General features: G+C 66.3%; 5 protein-coding genes. All 5 read left to right on the top strand.

From position 1 onward, the window contains the following. Positions 1-3: 3 nt before the first annotated feature. A complete protein-coding gene (gene prcB, locus AC1D1S_RS19590) occupies positions 4-762 on the top strand; it encodes a proteasome subunit beta (RefSeq protein ID WP_476995269.1) in 759 nt (252 codons plus the stop codon). Between the two features lies 1 nt (position 763). Next, on the top strand, positions 764-1,471 hold the full coding sequence (prcA, locus tag AC1D1S_RS19595; protein ID WP_476995266.1) for a proteasome subunit alpha: 708 nt from the start codon (positions 764-766) through the stop codon (positions 1,469-1,471). Position 1,472: 1 nt separating this feature from the next. Next, positions 1,473-2,837: a Pup--protein ligase gene (gene pafA / locus AC1D1S_RS19600; RefSeq protein WP_243177605.1), complete on the top strand. Its 1,365-nt coding sequence runs from the start codon at positions 1,473-1,475 to the stop codon at positions 2,835-2,837. Positions 2,838-2,948: 111 nt separating this feature from the next. Next, positions 2,949-3,884 carry an FKBP-type peptidyl-prolyl cis-trans isomerase gene (locus AC1D1S_RS19605; RefSeq protein ID WP_476995267.1) on the top strand — a complete coding sequence of 312 codons (936 nt, stop codon included), beginning with the start codon at positions 2,949-2,951 and terminating at the stop codon, positions 3,882-3,884. A 48-nt stretch (positions 3,885-3,932) separates the two neighbouring features. Continuing rightward, positions 3,933-4,201, top strand: a 269-nt coding sequence (locus tag AC1D1S_RS19610; RefSeq protein WP_476995268.1) for an FKBP-type peptidyl-prolyl cis-trans isomerase, incomplete at its 3' end; no start/stop codon positions are given.

The raw sequence follows: 4,201 nt of genomic DNA on the forward strand, positions 1-4,201 counted from the left end.
TTGATGCCCTTCGGCCAAGTGCCTTTCAACCAGTTGCCCGCCGGCGGGCACGCCGGCCAGCCAGGAGCACCGCTGCAGGCCCCGCACGGGACCACGATCGTGGCGATGACCTACGCCGGGGGAGTGCTGATGGCCGGGGACCGCCGCGCCACCATGGGCAACGTGATCGCGAGCCGGCACATCGAGAAGGTCTTTCCCGCCGACCAGTATTCAGTGCTGGGCATTGCCGGGACCGCCGGCATCGCCCTGGACATCACCAGGCTGTTCCAGGTTGAACTCGAGCACTACGAGAAGATCGAGGGCACCCTCCTGAGCCTGGACGGGAAAGCGAACCGGCTCGGCGCCATGGTCCGCGGCAACCTGCCCATGGCCATGCAGGGCCTCGCCGTCGTGCCCCTGTTCGCGGGATTCGACCGGCCCGCAGGTTTCGGCCGGCTCTTCTCCTACGACGTCACGGGCGGCCGCTACGAGGAACAGGAGCACCACGCGGTGGGATCCGGTTCGATGTTCGCCCGCGGCGCGCTGAAGAAGCTCTGGCGTCCCGGCCTCTCGGAGCAGGACGCCGTGGCGGTCGCCGTCGAGGCCCTGTACGACGCCGCCGACGACGACTCCGCCACAGGAGGGCCGGACCCCGTCCGGCAGCTATGGCCGGTGGTGTACATCGTGAACCGGACAGGCGCCTTCCGGGTCCCGGACCGCGACCTTGCCGCCGTGGCCGGCCGCGTCATCGAATCCCGCACAGTCGCCCAGCGGGAGGCCTGAGATGACCCAGCAGTTCTATGTATCTCCCGAACAGCTGATGAAGGACCGTGCGGATTTCGCACGGAAGGGCATCGCCCGTGGACGTTCGGTGGTGGTCATCAGTTGCCGGGACGGGATTGCCCTCGTGGCGGAGAACGCGTCCCCGTCGCTGCACAAGATCGGCGAGATCTACGACAGGATCGCGTTCGCGGCCGTCGGGAAGTACAACGAGTTTGAGAGCCTGCGGCAAGCCGGGGTGCGGTATGCCGATGTCCGGGGCTATTCCTACGACCGCGAGGACGTCACAGCCCGCGGCCTCGCCAGCGTGTATGCACAGAGCCTCGGCGCGGTGTTTACGGCCGAACAGAAACCCTTCGAGGTCGAACTGGCCGTGGCCGAAGTCGGCCAGGCGCAGGAGGCGGACCATCTGTACCGGCTGACCTTTGACGGGTCCATCGCCGACGAGCACGGCTTTATTGTGATGGGTGGCCAGGCGGACAAGGTCTCCGAGGCTGTCGCGGCGGGCTGGCAGGGCGAACTCGACTTCGCGGGCGCCATCCGGCTGGCCCTCGCCGGGCTCGTGGCGGACAAGGAAACCACGACCCTGCCCGTATCCGCACTTGAAGTTGCGGTACTGGACCGGGCATCGGAAAGCGGCCGCGGCACCCGCCGGGCGTTCCGCCGGCTCGAGGACCCGGACATCGTGGCATTGCTGGCTGAGGAGAAGTGAGATGGACAAGCGCATATTCGGCATCGAAACCGAATTCGGAATTTCCTATTCAAGCCCGGAGTCCCGGCCGCTGGCACCGGAGGAAGTAGCCCGCTACCTCTTCCGCAAGGTGGTCAGCTGGGGACGGTCCTCCAACGTCTTCCTGACCAACGGCTCGCGCCTTTACCTGGACGTCGGGTCGCACCCGGAATACGCCACCGCCGAGTGCGACGACCTCGCCCAGCTGATAGCCCATGACCGTGCCGGGGAGCTGATCCTGTGCGACCTCGTGGACGAAGCCCAGGAACGGCTGGCGGCGGAGGGATTCAACGGCACCGTATACCTGTTCAAGAACAACACGGACTCGGCCGGGAACTCCTACGGCAGCCACGAAAACTACCTCATCCCGCGGCGCGGCGAATTTTCCCGGCTCGCGGAAATCCTCATCCCGTTCCTCGTGACCCGCCAGTTGATCGCCGGGGCCGGCAAGATCCTCAAGACCCCGCACGGGGCGACCTTCGCGTTCTCCCAGCGGGCCGACCACATCTGGGAAGGCGTCTCCTCCGCCACCACCCGCTCCAGGCCCATCATCAACACCCGGGACGAGCCGCACGCGGACGCCGAGTTCTACCGGCGCCTGCACGTGATCGTGGGCGACTCCAACATGTCCGAAACGACGGCGCTGCTCAAGATCGGCACGGTGGACCTGATCCTGCGGATGATCGAGGCCGGGGTGATCATGCGCGACATGCGGATGGAGAACCCGATCCGCAGCATCCGGGAAATCTCCCACGACCTCAGCGGCCGGGCGCTGGTCCGGCTCGCCAACGGCCGGCAGCTCACGGCTCTGGAAATCCAGCGCGAATACCTGGGCAAGGTGACCGCGTTCGTGGCCGAACACGGCGCGCACAACCCCCACGTGCCGCTGATCCTGGACCTCTGGGAGCGCACGCTGGACGCCATCGAAAGCGGCGACACGAGCACGATCGATACCGAAGTGGACTGGGCCATCAAGAAGAAGCTCATGGACAACTACCGGGTACGGCACGGGCTGGGCCTTGACGCTCCGAGGATTGCGCAGCTGGACCTGACCTACCACGACATTTCCCGTGGCCGCGGCCTCTTCTACCTGCTCCAGGCCCGCGGGGCCGTGCGCCGGGTGGTGGACGACACCGCGGTCAAGGACGCGGTGGATGCCCCGCCGCAGACCACGCGCGCCAAACTCCGCGGCGACTTCGTCCGGCGCGCCCAGGAACTCGGCCGCGACTACACCGTGGACTGGGTCCATCTGAAGCTGAACGACCGCGCCCACCAGACCATTCTGTGCAAGGATCCCTTCCGGAGCGTGGACGAACGGGTGGATGCGCTGCTGGACTCGATGGGCTGATACCCAGCTTCGCACGTTATTCTGGGGTAGGGCCGCCCTGCGGCCGCCGCTTTCTTTGCCACGGGAAACCGAACGGCATTGAGTCCACCCTGCCTCGACGAAAGTTTCCAATTGCGCCGACTACTAGCAATTCTTCTTCCCGGACTGCTGCTGCTGACCGCCTGCGGCGGCAGCGAAGCRCCTCCGGCTCCGGAACCCACCAGCCAGTCCGCGGGTGAGACCGCCAAGCTGGACTCGGTCAAATTGACTGAGAACGGTGACAAGAAGGCCCCAGGCGTCGACTTCACCAAGCCGCTCGACGTCAAGGAACCCACCGTCAAGGTGGTCACCGAGGGCGGTGGCGAGCGGGTCAAGGCCAACCAGATCGCCAACATTTCGATCGTGGCCTTCAACGGCACCGACGGTTCCACCCTCGAAGACACGTTCCCGAACGATCCCGAGCCGCTGGAGCTAAACGACGAGCTCAAGGGCAGCAGCCCCGTCATCTACAACGCGTTCGTGGGCGCCAAGATCGGCTCGCACCTCGCCCTCGCCGTTCCCGGCCAGGCCGCAGCCGAGGGTACCGCGGCCAAGCCGACCCAGCTCCTGATCGTCAAGGTGCTCTCCGCCAAGGACGCTCCGCCGGTCCTGGACAAGCCTGAGGGCGACGCCGTCACCCCGCCGGCCGGACTGCCGACCGTGAAGGAAAACGACAAGGGCGTCCCGGAGATCTCCGTCGCCGGCGTCAAGGCGCCGACCGCGTTGGTCTCCCAGGACCTCATCACCGGCAAGGGCCAGGCCCTCAAGGAGACCGACACCATTACCGTGAACTACGTGGGCGTCGCCCTCGCCACCGGCAAGGTCTTCGACTCCAGCTTCGACAGTGGCAAGAAGGCCACCTTCCCGTTGACCGGCGTCATCAAGGGCTGGACCCAGGGCCTGACCGGCAAGACGGTCGGCTCCCGTGTCCTTCTGGTCGTCCCGAAGGACCTCGCCTACGGGGATCAGGGCCAGGGCGACGCGAAGGGCGACCTCGTCTTCGTCGTCGATATCCTCGGCGTCAAGTAACCCACCGCTACAACTGCAACCACTACACGTCACCTCAAAGGAGCAACCATGTCATTTGGACAGCGCAACCTCGACCGCGAGAAGCCGGAAATTGACTTCCCCGTAGGAGACGTCCCCACCGAACTGGTCATCACCGACCTGATCGAAGGGGACGGCGCCGAGGCCAAAGCCGGCGACACCGTTTCCACCCACTACGTGGGCGTCGCCTGGTCCACCGGTGAAGAATTCGACGCTTCCTGGGGCCGCGGCGCGCCGCTGGACTTCCGGGTCGGCGTCGGCCAGGTCATCCAGGGCTGGGACCAGGGCCTGCTGGGCAT

This window comes from Arthrobacter sp. P1_A5 (assembly GCF_056406825.1).